Source organism: Paenibacillus sp. JNU01 (assembly GCF_059130585.1).
In genome coordinates this window covers 505130-522480 of record NZ_CP169723.1, presented here as the reverse complement: position 1 = coordinate 522480, position 17351 = coordinate 505130, and the positions used below count along the sequence as shown (strand labels likewise).

Annotated in this window: 15 protein-coding genes; 4 read left to right on the top strand and 11 right to left on the bottom strand. The window is 44.5% G+C overall.

Annotation, left to right across the window (positions count from 1 at the left end; translation table 11 throughout):
- Nucleotides 1-7 precede the first annotated feature (7 nt).
- A complete protein-coding gene (locus NLBNIHML_RS02100) occupies nucleotides 8-754 on the bottom strand; it encodes an acetoacetate decarboxylase (RefSeq protein WP_494354657.1) in 747 nt (248 codons plus the stop codon).
- 150 nt (nucleotides 755-904) lie between these two features.
- On the opposite strand from NLBNIHML_RS02100, the gene NLBNIHML_RS02095 reads away from it, so the two are divergent.
- On the top strand, nucleotides 905-1792 hold the full coding sequence (locus NLBNIHML_RS02095) for a LysR family transcriptional regulator (protein WP_342573215.1): 888 nt from the start codon (nucleotides 905-907) through the stop codon (nucleotides 1790-1792).
- Nucleotides 1793-1887: 95 nt separating this feature from the next.
- On the opposite strand, the gene NLBNIHML_RS02090 is transcribed toward NLBNIHML_RS02095, so the two are convergent.
- Nucleotides 1888-3294, bottom strand: coding sequence for a family 4 glycosyl hydrolase (locus NLBNIHML_RS02090; protein WP_494353638.1), 1407 nt, complete (start codon nucleotides 3292-3294; stop codon nucleotides 1888-1890).
- 197 nt (nucleotides 3295-3491) lie between these two features.
- On the opposite strand from NLBNIHML_RS02090, the gene NLBNIHML_RS02085 reads away from it, so the two are divergent.
- Complete coding sequence (locus NLBNIHML_RS02085; RefSeq protein WP_339242773.1) at nucleotides 3492-4322, top strand: helix-turn-helix transcriptional regulator; 831 nt, start codon at nucleotides 3492-3494, stop codon at nucleotides 4320-4322.
- Between the two features lie 106 nt (nucleotides 4323-4428).
- On the opposite strand, the gene NLBNIHML_RS02080 is transcribed toward NLBNIHML_RS02085, so the two are convergent.
- The 5 genes from NLBNIHML_RS02080 to NLBNIHML_RS02060 form a co-directional block, all read right to left on the bottom strand.
- Complete coding sequence (locus tag NLBNIHML_RS02080; RefSeq protein WP_494354656.1) at nucleotides 4429-5451, bottom strand: phosphotransferase enzyme family protein; 1023 nt, start codon at nucleotides 5449-5451, stop codon at nucleotides 4429-4431.
- A gap of 276 nt (nucleotides 5452-5727) precedes the next feature.
- Entirely contained in the window at nucleotides 5728-7194 is a 1467-nt protein-coding gene (locus NLBNIHML_RS02075) for a glycoside hydrolase family 1 protein (RefSeq protein WP_494353637.1), read from the bottom strand.
- Nucleotides 7195-7281: 87 nt separating this feature from the next.
- Nucleotides 7282-9219 (bottom strand): beta-glucoside-specific PTS transporter subunit IIABC, encoded by a 1938-nt coding sequence (locus NLBNIHML_RS02070; protein ID WP_494353636.1) that lies wholly within the window; start codon nucleotides 9217-9219, stop codon nucleotides 7282-7284.
- A gap of 153 nt (nucleotides 9220-9372) precedes the next feature.
- Nucleotides 9373-10221, bottom strand: coding sequence for a BglG family transcription antiterminator LicT (gene licT, locus NLBNIHML_RS02065; protein ID WP_339242765.1), 849 nt, complete (start codon nucleotides 10219-10221; stop codon nucleotides 9373-9375).
- A gap of 228 nt (nucleotides 10222-10449) precedes the next feature.
- Complete coding sequence (locus tag NLBNIHML_RS02060) at nucleotides 10450-11385, bottom strand: ArsR/SmtB family transcription factor (RefSeq protein WP_472478134.1); 936 nt, start codon at nucleotides 11383-11385, stop codon at nucleotides 10450-10452.
- Between the two features lie 226 nt (nucleotides 11386-11611).
- On the opposite strand from NLBNIHML_RS02060, the gene arfA reads away from it, so the two are divergent.
- Nucleotides 11612-13105, top strand: a complete 1494-nt coding sequence (gene arfA, locus NLBNIHML_RS02055; protein ID WP_339243079.1) for an arabinosylfuranosidase ArfA — start codon at nucleotides 11612-11614, stop codon at nucleotides 13103-13105.
- A gap of 502 nt (nucleotides 13106-13607) precedes the next feature.
- Here arfA and NLBNIHML_RS02050 read toward each other — a convergent pair.
- Nucleotides 13608-14192 (bottom strand): hypothetical protein, encoded by a 585-nt coding sequence (locus NLBNIHML_RS02050; protein ID WP_339242762.1) that lies wholly within the window; start codon nucleotides 14190-14192, stop codon nucleotides 13608-13610.
- A gap of 139 nt (nucleotides 14193-14331) precedes the next feature.
- Entirely contained in the window at nucleotides 14332-15246 is a 915-nt protein-coding gene (locus tag NLBNIHML_RS02045; protein WP_494353635.1) for a DsbA family oxidoreductase, read from the bottom strand.
- 130 nt (nucleotides 15247-15376) lie between these two features.
- Here NLBNIHML_RS02045 and NLBNIHML_RS02040 point away from each other — a divergent pair, with 130 nt between their 5' ends.
- Nucleotides 15377-15724, top strand: a complete 348-nt coding sequence (locus tag NLBNIHML_RS02040; RefSeq protein ID WP_339242759.1) for a winged helix-turn-helix transcriptional regulator — start codon at nucleotides 15377-15379, stop codon at nucleotides 15722-15724.
- 208 nt (nucleotides 15725-15932) lie between these two features.
- Here NLBNIHML_RS02040 and NLBNIHML_RS02035 read toward each other — a convergent pair whose 3' ends face one another.
- Both NLBNIHML_RS02035 and NLBNIHML_RS02030 read right to left on the bottom strand, forming a co-directional pair.
- On the bottom strand, nucleotides 15933-16397 hold the full coding sequence (locus tag NLBNIHML_RS02035) for an NUDIX domain-containing protein (RefSeq protein ID WP_494353634.1): 465 nt from the start codon (nucleotides 16395-16397) through the stop codon (nucleotides 15933-15935).
- A 66-nt stretch (nucleotides 16398-16463) separates the two neighbouring features.
- Nucleotides 16464-17348 carry a LysR family transcriptional regulator gene (locus NLBNIHML_RS02030; RefSeq protein WP_339261246.1) on the bottom strand — a complete coding sequence of 295 codons (885 nt, stop codon included), beginning with the start codon at nucleotides 17346-17348 and terminating at the stop codon, nucleotides 16464-16466.
- Nucleotides 17349-17351: the final 3 nt, after the last annotated feature.

Genomic DNA, 17351 nt, shown 5'->3' with positions numbered 1-17351 from the left:
TTCCTCCTTATTTCTCTTCCAGGTAGTTGTATACAGGTTGTGCAGCGTTCAAGGTTAAGTTGGTAAGGATATGAGAAGCGGACACAACTTCCAACACAGGCAGATCTGCCAGAGGTGCCAATGCATGTTCGAACAGTTGAAGCCGCGCAGGTCCTGTCCAAGCCTCTTTTACTTCGATGTCTGTAATCTGAGTTCGGATCAGATCACATACTCTTAAATGCCCGGTATAGTCTGTCGCAATCTTAATCATAAAGTTAGGTCGGCATATCTCATGTTTGGCGAGTTCTTTATCCATCTCTACATGTTTATATCCCATCGTTGCCGTGGCTACACGCAGCGTTCCATAATCAAGTGTGCCGACAAGTGTATCTGAATCGGTATACAACTTCGGTGCGCCCAGCTTTTTCGGATAGGCGGTGAGTTCTCGACCACTTGCAATCGCGGGGAAATTGTCTACATACATCGAATGCACATAATCGCCCTCCTCCCCATTGAATTGCACAGGGATAACTTGTCCAGCTTCCGTGTAGGCGCCCAGTCCAGATACATCGGGCATCCACATCACTTCGAATTTAACCAAAGGTTCAGTAATTTCCAAAGGCTCGGGCACGGCTGCCCGCAACGCTTTTTCATCAGTTCGATAAATAATGTTCAAGTATTCACGATTCACGAATTTGTACGGTGGCATTGGATATGCCGGAGCCGTTAGGGGTGTATTCAGATTTTTAGCTATGTTATTCACATCGATTTTCATCAAAGACACCTGCCTCATACATTAATTAAGTTTTGTTATTTAAAATTTGAACTGTATCTCATAAAAAAATTCTACATCAATATTTAAATTTAATATAATACATAATAAGTACTATATATATTTATCAAAATAAATAAGAGGTGCAGACAAATGGAATTGCTTCAGCTCAAATACTTTCAGACCGTTGCCTATACTGAACACATCTCCAAGGCAGCTGCACAATTGAATATTGCTCAACCTTCCCTAAGCTTGACGATTAAACGACTTGAAGATGAACTGGGTACGCCTTTATTTCACAGGAGAGGACGAAACATTCAATTAAATGCCTCAGGTGCAATCTTATTGAAACACGTAAACCGAATTTTTATTGAAATTGAAAATGCAGAGATGGAGATTAAAGCGGAGGAACATCATATATCCAATACGATCAGGATCTCCATTACGAATACCCGCTTCCTCACCGGTCTCATAAGTGACTACATCAACGCTTCTCCTGATACCAAGCTCCATCAAGGCATTGGAACGCGCGCTGAGATTATTACAGGTTTGAAGAAAGGTGAGTTGAATCTGGGCATTACGGGGCATCCGATTCAGGATGAGGAAATTGAGAGTGTTGTGCTTGTCGAGGAGGATATTGTTCTGGTTGTGCCAACAAATCATGCATACGTCGGAGAGACAAGCATCTCATTGAGTGTTGTTGCAGATGAGCCCTTTATTTCGCTTGCAGATAATAAGGAATATAGCCGGTTTACAACCACCCTCTGTGAGAAAGCAGGCTTCCTTCCCAACCTTGCATTTGAGGTCGATTCTCATACCCTGCTCGAAATTATCAGACTTGATCAGGGTGTTGCATTACTTCCTATCTCCGTATGTAGAACACTCGGGTTAAGCTATGTAGAAATTGCTGATGATTCAGCGATATATCCAATTAGCCTCTCCTGGGTCAAACAAAAATGGTTATCCCCTTCTGTTGGAGAATTTCGTGATTTTATTACTTCGTACTATGAAGACCATGCTGGCTTGTTTAAAGTGCAATAGAATATCTTCCTAAATGACATATGGTAATGATAAAAAACAAAGACCACGTTAATCCTTTTGAAGGAAACGACGTGGTCTTCTATCGATATCTGTTCCTAGTTGAACTGTAGTCTATCCTTGTACCAAACGTCTGGAATCATCTGACGCTCCAGTTCCAACAATTCACGGATGATCTGGTCCGCGTCATGGATGGAACTCACGAGCGGGTCAGTGAGCATCGCTCTTCGCAACTTCTCATAGCTCTGTTCTAGCACAGCTTCCACCGTAAGCTCATGCGTATCCAGTACAATTTCTTGCATCCCTCTGATCCCACGCGGCATCTCGCCTACATGGAGTGGTCTCACACCATTCATATCTACATCGCATAGTAGTTCCAGGAAGGAATCTGCATTCATATTGGTTACCGCACCTTGATTGAGTGTATTGACAAAGAACTTCTTGCCCAAATTTCCCACCATATTTTCAATGATATCGGTCGCATGATCCGGGCCAAATGTGTTCATATAGTCGGCAATCGGTATAGTACCTGCAAGGAAGTCATCCACCTGCTGCCACATCTCATCATGCCGCTGATACCTGTCCTCTGTCTCCCAGATTGATAACGGTGGAATCGTGTCCGTTGTCTTGCCAAGCCCTTGCCAATATCGAACGTATTCCTTCGTATGTGCCGTGCAAGTAGGAATGATTCCGAAAATATTATACAGTTCGTAGGTAATGGCATCGTTAAAAAGAGCTTTGGCTCCCCGATCACCGCCGTTGTTCTCTTCACCTGCCATCTTGCGCATGGCTTCAGCGATCGTGGGCATCACATTGTTTCCTTCATACTCGGCTTTGAGCAGCCAAGTGAAATGATTGACTCCAGCGATCCGAAAATCGAATTTTCGGTCAATTTCTGTGGTGAACTGACTCTTCTCTTCAATGATGCCAGCTCTTACCGCGTAATAGGCTTTTTTATGCGGCATATGATGACTATCACACAGCGCAAACGACTTAAGCTTCGGTGCATAGCGATGTAATGCGATGCCATGAACGGTTGACGGGTTAATATAGTTGATCACCCAGGCCTCTGGACACAGTTCCTCAATATCCTTGGCACATTCCATAATCACCGGCAATTCTCGCATCGCGCGAAAGATCCCACCCGGGCCGATCGTATCACCAGAACACATGCGAATCCCATATTTTAGAGAGACCTGGCAGTCGATGCCACGATATTTCACCGATTGCTCCGCAAAGCTGAGTACAACGAAGTCAGCTCCTGGAAGTACCTGTTTACGATCGACCGAGCCCTCAATCTTTAAAGATACGTTGTTCTGCCTAGCGACCATCTCCGCCAGAGTTACCATTTTCGAGAGCCGTTCCTCGTCTGTATCGACCAAAGCCAGCGTGCCCTGATTCAAATAGGGGGAGTGAACCATCTGCCAGATGGACTGACGACCAAAAAACAGGCTTCCTGCCCCAATAACGACTACTTTCGGATGCTGTGTGCTTATATCATTCATTAAGTACCCCTCCTTGTAACGATATAAGTTCATTATAGGGGAGTGGGATGGAATCGGAATGTGTGATAGTTTTCAAAAGATGTCAAATCGTACGATAGTTAACAAAGGGTAATTCCTTTGATATGATAGGGGAAAATGAAAGATGTCATAAAGTAGAGAGGATTCGGCTGAATTCGATGCAATCGGGAACTGTAAATATGAGTATAATCGACGAGCTTTCGGAGTATGTCACGCTTCGCATGAGCTCTTATCTGGAACAAACGCATGACAGTCATTGGATTGAACATAAGTCACATTCCGATTACGATCTGTGGTTCATTACATCAGGTTCTGTCAAGATTACCATCGCTGGAGTCGAGCATATGGCGGCCACGGGGGACGTCGTGTTTTTTTATCCGGATATGCCCTACACTGCTTCCACGACAGGAGAGCTTTGCCGGTTCATATACATACACTTTGATTTCAGCATCGCTGATCAAAAAAGGATTCTTGGCGAGTTCCAGCTCCCTGGCATCGTACCTGGTAACCTGATTCAGGAGGAATCAACGCTGTTCACCTCTTCCTACCGAAGGTTTAAGCAGAGTAGTGGCGCTACCGGAAGTCCACTTTACATGAAAGCCGCTCTTCTTCTCGTGATCGCCAAAATTTTCGAATTACATGGGCAAGGCTTCTATCACGGTGAATTTTTGAAAGACCGAAAACCGAGGAAAATTGAAGCAAGTCTGGAAGTTCTACAGAACGTATTCCCATACGTGGATGCGAATCTGCATCGTGCCATTCGAGTGAATGAACTTGCTGTTATTGCTGGCGTCTCTGAGAAATATTTTATTTCTTTGTTCAAAAAAATTCTCGGTATCACACCGGGGCAGTACATTAATCAAATCAAAATGAATCGGGCCAGAGATTATCTGTACGAGAAAAAATATACGATCCAGCAAATTGCCGCATTTCTGGGCTATCCCGACCCCTTTACGTTCTCCAAAGCATTCAAAAAATTCTACAATGTGCCTCCTTCCAAATTCGAGTAGCAAATGTAGACAAAAAAAGAGGCAACCTGTCAATCCGGCTGCCTCTATACCTTGGTAAATCATTAGAATCATTGGTTATTCATGGTTTAATTAGGATCTAGATCCTTCAGCGCTCCTCATATTCAAAAGGTGCTTCACTCGAATAGATATCATGGAAAAAACCATTAAATGGTATATCCTCTTCCAGACATTTAATGAGATATAACAGAACCTCGTCATCTTCTTCTGGTTCTTCACCTTCGCGTTGCGCCACCTCAAAATGATCCAAAATATTCTCCAGAAGGCTGACTTGAATAAATAAAGGCAGCTTCTCCAGCATGACAGCAGAGATTTGGGTTTCCGATGTGTATCCAGAGAGCGCGGTTTGGAAATACTCATCCATGAACTGTTTACGTTTGTCTGCATCAGCTTCAAATTGAACCCAACCGACTCCGTTCATCCACAGACTTGCGAGGTCAAACATGTACCAGCCCAAACAGGAATTGTCGAAGTCATATACCGTGATTTGTCCCGTATCAAAATCAATCGAATAATTCCCGTCATTATAATCAAAATGGATCATGCCAAACGTCTCCTGAGTCGAACTCAATTCTTTTACCGCTTGGAGAAGTCCCACCATTTTGTTTCTGAGCAGAGAGAATGATTCAGGGACCAACCTTTCGATATGCTCCTTGTTATATTTGTCCACAAAATGATGCCTGCGATAAACGGGTACATAGCTTTTGGATAGCTGATGCATTTTGCCCAGGACTTTACCGCTATTATAGTAGTATTCCGTAAGTGGTGCCCCTTCACGATACTGATAATGGTTCTCTACCAGCAACTTCCCCTTTGCCTTATTAAACAGGCTTACAAAGAACTTATGCTCAGCATAAGTGATCTCTTCCAGCAGATGGCCATTCTTGGAATTCATTACATTCGAAACACTGGCTCCATGATCAAATAAATACCGTACATACTCCAGTTCGGCAATGTAATCTTCACGCTTTCTGTCAGGCAAAAAAGACACTCGTAGAATTAGCGATTCACATCCCTCTTGCTCACAGGTGTATACGACATTCCGCCCTCCCTCATGAGGAGGAATAAGCTGAATATTGTACCCCTCCAGATGAAACAACTCGGTTACCACCGACAGTACATGTGTATTGCTAATGTTAACAACCTCGTTAAATTTAATAATGATCTCCTCCAGTAAACATTGTTGGGACGGTTTCCCGTACTGCAATGTTCACAAAAGGAATCTCTGTAACGCAAATATCCTTTTGTGAACCTAAAGCACAATCACCTTGTTAGACATTGAATTCACTCCTTTTGTTTTAATATCGCAATTCTACATAATTATTCCTAATTTTACTAGTGCAAAATAAAGACCGCCCATGTGGGCGGCGTGTAAGAATTTTTATGATTACAGGGTTTCTCCGTTCGTTTCAATAACTTGTTTGTACCAGTAGAAGGAATCCTTGCGGGTCCTTTCCAATGAACCGTGTCCTGCATTGTCCTGATCCACGTAGATAAATCCGTAACGTTTACCCATCTCTGAGGTTGAACAGCTAATGATATCTATAGGTCCCCAGCTCGTGAATCCCATCAATTCTACACCGTCAGCGACAGCTTCTTTCATCTGCTCAATGTGGCTGCGCAAGTAATTGATGCGATAAGGGTCATGCACTGTTCCATCCTCTTTCAGTGTGTCGGTAGCACCCAGGCCGTTCTCAACGATGAAGAGCGGCATCCGGTAACGATCATACAATCGGTTCAGCGCGACGCGAAGACCAATTGGATCGATAGGCCATCCCCATTCGGTAGCTTTCAGATGAGGGTTTTTGATCTGACTTACCAGCATACCCGAGTTGCTGTTGTCATTCGGGTCATATTTTCCGATATACGTCATGTAATAACTGAAAGCAATAAAGTCCACGGTATTGTCCCGAATAATGGCATCGTCGTCAGGAGCTTTAACCAGTTCAATGCCGTTTTCCTCAAAATATCTTTGCATATAGGATGGATATTCGCCTCTTACCTGCACCTCTGGGTAGAACAGGTTCATCTGATCTTCCTTCATCGTCTGCAACACATCTTCCGGTTTACTAGAGGCAGCATACGTTTCCAGACGACAGATCATGCAGCCAATCTGAGCATTTGGCATCTTCTCTTTACCACTTTTGACAGCCAGTGAGCTTGCTACAAATTGATGGTGAGTTGCCTGATAGGCTACCTGCTCCGGTGTCCCTTTAATTTTATCTTCCAGAATGCCGCCGCCAGTGTACAGACTTGTCAGCATCATATTCATTTCATTGAAGGTAATCCAGTATTTCACTTTATCTTTGTAACGGTCAAACAGCGTGTTGGCAAATTTCAGATACAGATCGATCATCTCACGGCTTTCCCAACCGTTGTATTTACGGGTTAATTCTACGGGCATTTCGTAGTGTGAGATCGTTACGAGCGGTTCAATCCCGTATTTCAGCAGTTCGTCCAGTACGTTGTCATAGAATGCCAGACCAGCTTCATTAGGAGCTTCCTCCTCTCCTGTCGGGAAGATGCGTGTCCACGCGATGGAAAGTCGGAATACCTTGAATCCCATCTCTGCAAACAGTGCGATGTCTTCTTGATAGCGATGATAGAAATCTACGCCATTCCGTTTGGGGAAATAGACGCCTGAGTTACCACTTAGATATTGTTCTAGCTGAACCGAATCCACGTCGAAAGTGAAATCTTTCCCGTTACGCTCTTCATGAGGGATATAAGGCGCCATATCTGAAGTAGAAAGTCCTTTGCCATCTGCGTCATAGGCCCCTTCGAGCTGATTGGCCGCGGTAGCTCCTCCCCATAAGAATCCTTTAGGAAATGAGTGTTTAATTGTTTTTGTCATGTGGTTTCTCTCCTTTTTTGGGTGAGTACAAAGTTGTTTTATATTGCTCGTAAGTCCTTTTAAAAAAAGTACGCCTTCATACAGCTGTTAGCGAACAGTGAGGAGAAGCAATTCATTCATCGGAATCACCCCCTTCACCTGAACCGGTACCACATCAAGGTAATCTGGTGTATTGGTTACGATGACCGGTGTGACCGGATTAACCCCAGCATCCCGGATGCCATCCAGGTCGAACGCCAACAGCAGATCACCCTTCTTCACTTCTTGTCCTGTAGTAACCTTCACGTCAAAAAATTTCCCTTTGAGCGACACACTGTTCAATCCAACGTGAATAAGAATTTCAATCCCGCTCGTCGACGTTAACATGATCGCATGTTTGCTTTTGGCAACCATGGTGACGATCCCGTCAAATGGGGCTGTCACGCGTCCTTCTTGCGGAAGAATGGCAATACCTTTTCCGGTCATCTCCTCAGCAAAGGTTTTGTCCGGTAGAGATGCAAGCGGCACGACTTCACCAGTGAGCGGGCTGAATACTTCGCCTTTCTTTTCCTCAATTGAATGTACGGTTACAGCTCTTGCCTCTTCATCAGTCACAACAGTGGTGGTGGCTTGATGCGGCTGGGATAGATGCTGAGATGAACCGGATACCACATTACTATGTGTGTTCGGCTCATCCCACTTGAGCAGTAAAGTCAGTATGAATGAAACGGTAAAGCTGATGCCGATACCGATCAGAGCATACCAGAAGTTAGACATGCCTCCGCCTGGGCCAATATATAACGGAAGGGCCAGCAGTCCCGGCACGGCAAAGCCAAAGCACTTCAAACCAACTGCAGTAATAAACCCGCCGCCAGCGGCCCCACCGATCAGTGAAGCATAGAATGGTTTTTTCAACTTCAGTGTTACCCCGTACAATGCTGGCTCGGTGATGCCGAGCAAGGCAGAGATGCCGCTAGATAAGGCTATGGACTTCATGGACTTGTCTTTTGTTTTGAGAAACACGGCCGCCACGGCACCCGCCTGACTCATATTGGTCACAAGGTTGATCGGCAACAAAAGCACGTCATATCCAAGTTTGCTCAAATTCTGCAACGTACCCGGGAAAAACGCATAGTGCATGCCTGTCATGACGATCAATGGCATTAATCCACCAAGAACAATTCCCGTTAACGGACCTGAATGAGCAAAAAGCCAGGAGGTACCCATTTCTAGATAGATACCGATGTAGTTCCCGAGTGGCCCAATGGCAATGAGCAGAATGGGAACCGTGATGACTAATACAATCATCGAGGTGAAGATCACCTTGACTGGGCCAGGAATGAATCGATCCACCCAGCGATGAACATAACTCAGAAGCCACACACCCAAAATGATTGGAATGACAGACTGGGTATAATTCACAATGGACACGGGCAGTGAGAGAAAACGTATCGGCTCCAGCTGATTTGCCAAATATGCATTCAGGATGGTTGGATACAATAATGTACCCGCGAGGGTCAAGGCAATATATTCATTGACTTTGAACTTTCGAGCAGACGAGACAGCAAGCAGAAAAGGTAAAAAGTAAAAGGCTGCATTCCCTATAGATGACAGAATCTGATACTCTCCACTTGTCTCCTGGATTGCTCCGAGTGTAACCAGCAAAGCCAGAATACCCTTCAGCATACCTGTACCTATGATGGCAGGAAGGATGGGAGTGAAGATACCCGAGATGGTATCCAATACAGCATTAATGCCTTTGGAACGTGGAGCACCTGCTTCGGGTTGCGGCTTGCCATCCGGTTTCAGTTGAACCTCAATCTCTTCATACACGGCCGCGACCTTATTTCCGATGACGACTTGAAACTGGTCACTCTGAAATTGGGCTCCGAGCACACCGTCCAATGCTCTGATCTGCTCAAGCTGAACCTTGTCTTCATCACGAACATTGAATCGTAGCCGTGTGATGCAATGCCAGGCTTGCGTTATGTTCCCTTGCCCTCCTGTTAAGTGAAAGATTTCTTTCGACAACTCCCGATGATTCATGCTGCTTCCTCCTTTTTTGGGCGAAAAAAAACCAAATGCCAACCCGGCTCGCCGTAGATAGCGGAGTCGGAAACATTTGGTGGTGCCTGATCGAATCAGTAACACTCCATATTCATAATCATGTGGTATAGCTCCAAGCTGGTTGTATTGAGATCAACCCGTGTCGGAACGGGATGTCACTCTCTCGATGTGAATCATGAGGTATACCATCTCATCGGGAGTAATTGCGAATCCGCGCTGCTGCTCCATCTCTTCCTTTATCTTAAGTGCGCACTGGAAGCTGGATGGATATCGCTCCGACAATACGTCATACAGAAACTGCTGATCCTTGAAGGAAAGCACTTCCCTGTTCAATTGTCGAACGATGAAATATCGGAGATGGGTAACGAAACGGGAAAAATCAGTGGTTTCCTGATCCAGTGTCATTCCAAAATGATCCGTCATGATATCTAATATGTCATTAATCATCTGGGTTATCTTGATCGTTTGATTCATACTGCCGGAATCAAACTGCGAATTCACAAAATGAAGAGCGATGGAGCTTGCCTCTGTTGACGGCAAACTTACCTCAAAAGCTTCGTTAATTAGCTCGACGGCATAGGCTCCGATACGGTATTCCACAGGATACAGATGACGGATATCCCAGTGAAGCGGATTCTGCACGTCCACACCGCTCTTGAAGCGATCCAGCGCAAAGTGAATGTGATCAGCTAGGGTGAGCAGAATGGAATCATTCAACTTTTTACCGATTTGGTTCCGGCCATGCTCAATGATTTGATCGGTGACGTTAATGACTTGCAGCGGGATATCATTAAAAAATTGCTCCAATCGCTGGTATTTGTCATCTGAGCCGATTCGAAATGTTTTTTGAATCTGCTCCCGTTCAATCCATTGTCCTTTCACTTTTTTGAACCCAACTCCGGTCCCGATCACAATGACTTCGTAGCCTTCGGCATCTTCTGCCAGAGCGATGTTGTTGTTTAACGATTTTTTGAACCTCATGATGTTCTCACCCCCAATATGCAAAAAGCACCACCATGGTCCAGAGCACAAGTCAAACAAACTTGTGAAATCCAGACTGTGGTGGTGCCTGATCGAATCAGTGACACTCCTTATTTAGCTGTATCTTATACCACCCATGTAATCGTTGTCAATACCAATACTATGGAATTTACATGCAATTCGTCTATGTGTGCTTTGTCTTATTAAATTGACATAAAAGAAGGAATTTTATACATCAATAGGCGTAGATTCCCTTGCATCCTCGTAATAGTATCGAATCAAAATGTCCTGATCGTAGTTACCGAACCCTTTCCCGAAAAGTGTCAGACCACCACGCCCGGGCACCCCTTCTTCCGGCCTTAATGCAAACGTCCAGTAGGTCGATGAATCGAGTTGCAGATCGTGGATACACACATCCGAGATACGCTGGCCATCCATAAACGTTCCTTCTCTGTTAATACGAAGTACCTTCAGAACACCATACTGGTTAACGTCCAATTTCCACCACAGCGGTGTATGCTTGCCTTTCCGATCCCCAAAGTCCCCGGGGCTTGTCCATGTTCCCAGGTGTTTTCCATTAAGCGAGAAACGGATGTCGGAAGGCCAGTTTTCATTAACTTGAGGTGCTTCCGAACTGAGTTCGAGTGAAATCTCAATCTCTTGGAGATGCTGTTCTGTATTCAGATAATTAGGGACTTTATATTCCAAGAACCCGCGTGCCAACCAGAGTATACCCGCATTAACCCGATCCGGGTCCATAAAGCACGCCGGCGTATCATATTGCCCAATCATTTGTGTTGTTGTTGCAATTCCACAGGTGGGCCAGGCTTCGTAATCCGTGTAGTGACCAACTGGAATAGATATTTCATGATACGGAGCATCAACGGGTTCAGGAGAGAGATTGATCGTCATGAATTCTTGCAGAATAAAGCAGTACTTATATGTGCCACCATTCTCCCGCTTCATGCGACTGCCTACAATCCCGGCTTTTTGCAGCTTGCTCACATGAGTACTCACGATGGCTTTGCTCAGATACAGTTCTTTGGCCAGCGCATTAATGTGCATTTCTCTGTTCTGCAATAATAAGCGAACGATATTTAGACGGGCCTCGCTTGCGAGGGCCTCGTAAATGATTAAGGACGCGGCATCCGTGCCAAGCATCATGAACTTCACTCCCATATCTCTATAAAATCCATTATATTTAGTGATTTAGGATTCGTTTTTTAGCGAACCCTGTAAAATGAACTTGCTCAATATAATAGCATTATGATACACATTAGATAACAAATCAATGAGTTGATTTTGCTTTTATGCGAATTCAACGTGAAATAAAGTCCATGACGCACCTAAAATTAATTCTATGGAGGTTTTCCCATTGCTTACATCCAAAATGCTTATCGATAAAGACTTTCAGATTGCTGAAGTAGATCCACGTGTCTATGGTTCATTTATAGAACATCTAGGACGGGCCGTGTACGGCGGTATTTATGATCCAGGTCACCCTACTGCGAATGCTCAAGGTTTCCGTCAGGATGCTATTGAAGCGATCAAAGCGCTGAATGTACCTATCGTTCGTTACCCAGGTGGCAATTTCGTATCCGGTTACAACTGGGAAGATGGTGTGGGCCCGGTAGCCGAGCGCAAACGCAGACTTGAACTCGCATGGTGGACGATTGAAACGAATGCGGTAGGTACGAATGAATTTGCAGATTGGGCCAAACTGGTTGGAACCGAAGTGATGATGGCTGTAAATCTGGGTACACGCGGTATTGATGCGGCCAGAAACCTGATTGAATACTGCAACCACCCATCCGGCACATACTGGAGTGATCTGCGTATCTCTCACGGTTACAAGGACCCGCATAAATTCAAAACCTGGTGTCTTGGCAACGAAATGGACGGCCCTTGGCAGATTGGTGCAATGACTGCATATGAATACGGTCGTATTGCGAACGAAACAGCAAAAGCGATGAAATGGGTTGATCCAGAGATTGAACTCGTTGCATGTGGCAGCTCCAGCCGTGACATGAAGACATTTGCAGATTGGGAAGCAACTGTACTCGATCTCACCTATGAAAATGTAGACTACTTGTCCCTGCATCAGTATTACAATAACAACAAAGACAACACGTATGACTTCCTGGCAACATCGCTGGATTTGGATCAATTTATTGATAGTGTGGCTTCGATCTGTGATTTTGTACAAGCCAAAAAACGCAGTAAAAAGAAATTGATGCTGTCCCTGGATGAATGGAATGTCTGGAAATCCATTGGCACAAGTCGTATGGAAGAACGCTGGCAGATTGCTCCTCCTGAATTTGAAGATGTATACACGCATGAAGATGCATTAGCCGTGGGTTGTTACCTGATTACCATTCTCAAGCACGCAGACCGTGTAAAAATGGCTTGTCTTGCTCAGTTGATTAACACCATTGCACCAATCATGACGGAAAATAACGGAGCGATCTGGTTCCAGACGACATATTTCCCGTTCATGCACGCATCCAACTTCGGTCGTGGTACAGTGTTGCGTTCCATCACTACTTCACCTAAATATGATTCCAAAGACTTTACAGATGTTCCTTATCTCGAAGCAATCAGTGTGCATGATGAAGAGAATGGCACGATCACGATCTTTGCGGTGAACAGACATCTGGATGAGAAATTGGAACTGAATGTGGATCTGCGTTCCTTCGGAGAAACCACATTTGTGGAGCATATCGTATTGGAGAACAACGACTTAAAAGCAACCAATACCAAGGAAAACCCACGCAACGTTCTTCCTCACAACGGCGGGCACACAACCGTAGATCAAGGTAAAGTGCAAGCTGTACTGAACAAAGCGTCCTGGAACGTCATTCGTCTTAAAACCAAACAAGCTTAATCAGAGCGGAATAGAATTTTCTCCTACTCTGCAACATCAGCATTGTTTTTCGCACCGTGTGCAGCTTCCAGCGCGCGGTGCTTTTTGCTGTATGAGGGTAGTCGGCCGAACTACATGGTATCAAAGTTAGATGTTAGACGCGTATTGGAAATCTCAGTTTGTATTCCTCGCAACGAAGGAATTTAACAAACACAGGGAGTCTTATTTAACCCGATTCGGGCGAATTTTAATGGCTTGATATTGACCCGAATAAGGTTTCTGAGGTTCGTTAGCACTGAGCAAGCATGCGAAATCGAGCTGGTTCAAACCTCATATACAGCATAAGCAAATAAGCCACCCTCCGTTTGGCGTACGGAGAGCAGCTTGCAGTTAAGCATCTAGCTGAGAAGATAAGAACAGATCAGAAAGAGATCAGATCACCCAACATACTAGCAATCCTTCCTTTCCAAATGCAACGAAGGTTGTGTTCTATTTCACTATTTCACGATTTTCATTTCAAGTATTATCCTCGTTGTGCTTCCTCTTCACCTTCGGCATCTGCCGCAGCCTGGCTTGCTGGAGTCATCAGCCCTTGAACCGCCCCCATAAATGGCTGAATCTGCTTAATCATGCCATACCCCATTTTGACCACAGGTGTAAACCGCTGGATCATGCCAAACAACCGCATACCACCGCCTAACATACCTCCAATCGAGCCTGCACCGCCAAGTCCGCCAAAGCCACCACCTAACAATGAACCTAACATAGGCATGAATGATGATACCTGAGCTTGCCGAGAGATTGAACGAGAAGACATCGACCGGGATCGTACCTGCGACTTACGAGTATTGTTCGTCCGTTTACGCTTTCGAGAGGATACTGTTTTTCTTGTAGCCTCTGCTTTAGGTTTGCTTTTGCGAGCACTTCCTTCAGATGAGGGTGCTGAGATTGCGGCCTGAGTAAGCTTTCCGCCTCCGGTAATCACTACCCCTGCGTGATTGACACCAGAGATATAGCCAACGTACGTTTCCCCATTATGAAGAGTCACGCAGACTGGACGATCTTTGAGCCGTTTTGCCTTGACGTGTATTTCATTGGTCTTAACCATGGAATTCACCTCACTTGACTTGATCTACTTTAGTCTACGCAATGGGTGGACGACTTGCCTGTGCGAATAACACAACCGTGTGCCGAAGCAGGAATATTCTGTTAAGGATAATGTGCTACTACAGATTTCTTGTTTTTTCTCAGATATGCTTAATATACATCTCATTCAAAATATAACCCACATGATATGTGTCCTCTGCCAATTCAGATGTCACATAGGATGCAACATCACTCTTATCGATATCGTACATGACCTCTACTTCTTTAGAAAAAAGAAGGTGTCCCTCATTGATTTTCTGCTGCAACGAGGGTATCTGTTTTGGTTTCAGATCAACACCCAACACCTGCTGAAGTGCTTGCACATATGTTTCAAGAGAACGTGCTCCGACAATTTTCATCCCTTGGTTCTCTTCATTTACAATGATAATGGATGGGAAACCTCTAACTCCCAAACTGGCGACACGCTCAAAGTCTTCCTCTAATAACTCTTGTGCAGATTGCTGTGCAGCCGCCTCAACCACTTCTTTTCCATTCAAACCCAGTTGATTGACGATATCCGTCAGCACATCATCTTCTCCAATATTTTGATTAAATGCAAACACGGCTTCACGCGCGCGTCTTAAAAATTCATGTTCCTTACCAGGGTGTGTACTCTGAATGACCTTAAATACGCGAGATGGCGGATAGGAAGAAAGTATTGGATTATCGTGCCATAGGGAACCATCAATGGGCATACGTGAATGTTCCCCCACTTCTCTCCAATGCCCTGCAACGTCCGAAGGTTTCTGAATTCCGTTAGCACCATCCGAGAAACCGTTCCAGTTAGCCAGTAGCCCACCCATTTTGATTTGCAACGTAAAATAATGACCGTATTCCTCAACAAACCGATGAAGCACCGGCTCTAGCGCCCAGCAGTGAGAGCAAATCGGATCTGTTGCGTAATAAATGGTTACCTTTTTCCCAACGTGATTCAGATTAATTTCTTGCATAGCCTCTTCTTCGCTCACACCACATATGCCGGTTTCCAGATCACACATCATAGATTCGTTACTCACATGTATCCCGCCTTTAACTTTATGAATTGATTTCCTTGTATTAGTTTGATTATAATGTCTACAATCTTCTGAACAAGTACGATTCTTTTTCTGACTTAGTATCAAAAAGTATACTATTGGAGGGTATCAAGTGAAATACGAGTTTAATTTCGATCAGTTATGTCCAGCGACTTATGCATTTCAGGTCATTGGAGGCAAGTGGAATCTTCCAATCCTGGCAATCCTCAGTGAAAATGACTGTATACGTTACAATGAATTAAAAAGAAGATTACCTGGCATTACCGGAACGATGCTAACGAACTGTTTGAAGGATTTGATTCATTCCGGTATCGTGCATCGGGAGCAATATAACGAGATACCACCGAGAGTGGAATATTCACTCACCGAATCAGGCAAGGAATTGGTTCCTCTAATTGAATCCATGGTCATGTGGGGTCAGAAACATATGACAGCAGGTGTGAAGGAACAAGATATGTAACACCTCACCTTGGTGGGCCTTGCCTTATGTAACCCCATAGTCTAGGGGCATTTTCGAATTGATCAGTACACTTTGTTCAACGGCAAAAAAGGCTATCTCACTGGACCCTCACGTCCTTTGAAATAGCCTTTCCTTATATAAATAAAAGACTTCCGCTTGTTTATGCATCACTTCATATTCATTCTCGGCTTCGATGTGTTAGACACGACTAACCATACAGTTCCTCATCTTCCTCATTTCCTAAATACATAACCGTGGGTTCTCCCCCAACCAATCTAAGAATCTGCTTTCGTAATTTTGAAGGAAATAAAGGTAGTTCGTTTATATTTTTAATTTCGAGCCATTCATATTCCACCTGATTTTCGTCACTTGGCAGAATAGAACTATCTTGGTCCATCAAACCTATGTACTCGCACAAAAAAACAAAATCTACACGATGAAGAGCTTCACCGTATACCCCTTCAATAACGAATTCCAATGATAACGGTTCTACCTCTACTCTGATTTCTTCTCCGACTTCACGCTTCACAGCGTCGGTCAATGTCTCCCCTGCATTCTGGCTCCCGCCCGGCAGGATATAGATGACTTCATCATGATCATCCTGCTTCATTGCAAGCATCCTTCCATCGTTGATGATCAATGCTTTTGCAGAATTTCGAATCTTTCTTTCCATTGTTAATCCCCCATATATGTCTGTGAAGAATATTTTAACACATACATCTAAACAAATTCTGAACAATCAACTTAGCTCACGCTTGGCGACCTGGATGAAAGCAGCGATGGATGGAGATATCCATTTTTCTCGATGCCAAAGCATTTGTGCAGAAAACGATATATCTGTTAAATCCCAAGGCAATGCAACCAGTTCCCCTTCGCTTAACTCTTGTTTCAAAGCCATTTCAGGCAATAAAGCGATCCCGAGACCTGCCACTGCGCATTGTTTAATGGCTTCTACACTATGAAACTCCAGCTCTGTCAGCACATCTGCGCCTTTCTTCAGAAGAGATTGTTCAAAATAAGCACGATAAGAACAGTTCTTTTCGGTCAGCAAAAAATGCTGTTTGTGAAAGTCATCGATAACTAACGCGGAACGCGATGCTAACATATGATCGGGTGAAACCACCATTTGAAAGGTCTCGTTCTTCAAAAACGTGGAGTGAAGATCTTTGGCACCCACGTGCTCATCCAATACAAAAACGACATCCGTATGCCCTTCCCTCAGACTTGATTTAAGCTCTTGACCAGACAACGGGCGGAACAACAACCGCACACCAGGATAGTCCGCTCGGAAACGTTTGAACAAGGCTGGAAGAAGATAAGCACACAGCACTTCGTCCGCTCCAATAACTACCGTTCCCGCCAATTCCCCGTGTTGACTAGATATGCACTTCGCTTCCTCTACATCGTTTAAGATTTTAGTGGCGTACGGCAGGAATTGCTGCCCAGCATCTGTTAATACAACCTTTTTACCTAATCGATCCAGCAATTTCACGCCCAACTCTTCTTCGAGAGATTTGATTTGCATGGTTATGGTAGACGGGACATAACTCAATAATTCAGCAGTTTGATGAAAGCTGCAAGTCGATGCAAGGGTCCAAAAGGTTTTTAGCTGTCGTATTTCCATGAA